Origin of the sequence: Actinospica acidithermotolerans, assembly GCF_018139625.1 — a bacterium.
Classification (GTDB): Bacteria; Actinomycetota; Actinomycetes; order Streptomycetales; family Catenulisporaceae; genus Actinospica; species Actinospica acidithermotolerans.
In genome coordinates this window covers 1-1842 of sequence record NZ_JAGSOH010000261.1, presented here as the reverse complement: position 1 = coordinate 1842, position 1842 = coordinate 1, and the positions used below count along the sequence as shown (strand labels likewise).

The following is a 1842-nucleotide window of genomic DNA, read 5'->3' as shown; positions in this document are numbered from 1 at the left end:
GAAGTCGGGGACGGGCTTAGAGACGAGGTGGGGCACGGCGTCGGCGGCTGCGGCTGCGGCTGCGGTGTCGACGCCGGCGGGTCGCCGGGCGCGACGGCCTGCGGCGCCGGGAGTGCCAAAGGTGCCGGACGTGCCGGAGGTGCCGGGCGTGCCGGTGCTGCCGGGAGTGCCGGGCATGCCAGAGGTGCCGGAGGTGCCGGGCATGCCAGAGGTGCCGGGCGCGCCGGTGCTGCCGGGAGTGCCGGGCATGCCAGAGGTGCCGGAGGTGCCGGGCATGCCAGAGGTGCCGGAGGTGCCGGGCATGCCAGAGGTGCCGGGCGCGCCGGTGCTGCCGGGAGTGCCGGGCATGCCAGAGGTGCCGGAGGTGCCGGGCATGCCAGAGGTGCCGGGCGCGCCGGTGCTGCCGGGAGTGCCGGGCATGCCAGAGATGCCGGAGGTGCCGGGCATGCCAGAGGTGCCGGGCGCGCCGGTGCTGCCGGGAGTGCCGGCGGAGGCGGCATCCCGGTATGCGTTGCGGGACGCCTCGCGGGACGTCCGGGTGCGCCAGCCGTCGAGCTGCCAGCGGACGCGCTGGGCCAGCGCCTGCGCGGACAGGACCGAGCCGAGCCCGTCGCCGTTGCGCCAGGTCCTGGCGCACTGGGCGCCGCTCTCCGCGACCAGCTCGATCCGTACGGAGGCGCAGGTCACGCCCGCAGCGGCGAGACCGTCGCGCCACTCGTCGGCGAGCGCCTTGGCGGCGAACAGGACCTGCTCGTCACGTTCGGCGGGCGGGTCGAACAGATGCAGGGCACTGAGATCCTCGCCGGGGCGGCGGGGCGCGGGCGGGCGCGGGTCAAGGCCGCGGGCCAGCCGGTGCGCCTGCACGCCGACGGGGCCGAAGCGGTTGGCCACGTCCGCGGCGGGCAGGGCGGCGAGGTCGCCGAGGGTGCGGACGCCGAGGCGCTCCAGGATCTCGCCGAGCTCCGGCCGGTCGAACACCCGCAGCGGATAGGGTGCGAGGAACGCGGCGGCTCCGCCGGGCGGCACGATCAGCGGCTCGTCGACCGGGCGCCGGGCGGCCAGGCCCGCCGCGAAGGCCCCGTCCGCGATGCCGACGCCGCAGCCGAGCGGGTCCGCCTCGTCCGCCGCGTCGTCCGCACCCGGTCCGGCGGCGGGGACGCCGACGTCGGCGACGGCCTCGCGGACCAGCAGCGCGAGCCGCGCTTCGCCGCCGTGGTACCGGGCCGGGCCCGCGGCGGCCAGCGCGATCAGGCCGGGGCGCACGACCTCGACCCCGGCCGCCACGTCCTCCACCGCCTGCACGACCGGTTCGAAGGTCCGCTCCTCGGCCGGCTCGTCGCGCGGGTAGGTGCGCAGGTCAGGACACAGCCGCTGCGCGTCGCGCACCCGCTGGCCACGGCGCACCCCGGCCGCCCGCGCCGCCGCCGAGCAGGCCAGCACCACGGCCCGGGCGCCCTGTCCGACCAGCACCGCGGCGGGCACGTCGGGCCCGGCGCCGACCGCGTGCACCGGCCAGTCCGGGCACCAGGCGACCAGGACCCGGGCGGGGGTGTTCGGGGTCTCGGACATGGCGCGCTCTGCCTGGACGGATGACGGTGACGGTAACGGATGGACGATGACGGATGACGGATGACGATGATGGTTGACGGATAAAGGTGACGGACGGCGGATGACGGGGCGGATTACGGTGACGGACGGCGGACGGCGGACGGCGGACGGCGGACGGCGGACGGCGGACGGCGGACGGCGGACGGCGGACGGCGGACGGCGGTGACAGGATCGCGGGGTTCGCTCGGTGGCGGTTGACGATTGACGGACGGCGGTGGCGGGGTCGCGGGGGTT

General features: G+C 77.4%; 2 pseudogenes. One reads left to right on the top strand and one right to left on the bottom strand.

Features of this window, described 5'->3' with window-relative positions:
- Positions 1-97: 97 nt before the first annotated feature.
- A pseudogene (locus tag KDK95_RS38840) lies at positions 98-415 on the top strand (highly repetitive protein); the annotation flags it as partial.
- Positions 416-1176: 761 nt separating this feature from the next.
- Here the strand turns inward: KDK95_RS38840 and KDK95_RS38835 are convergent.
- A pseudogene (locus tag KDK95_RS38835) lies at positions 1177-1569 on the bottom strand (Y-family DNA polymerase); the annotation flags it as partial.
- Positions 1570-1842 lie beyond the last annotated feature (273 nt).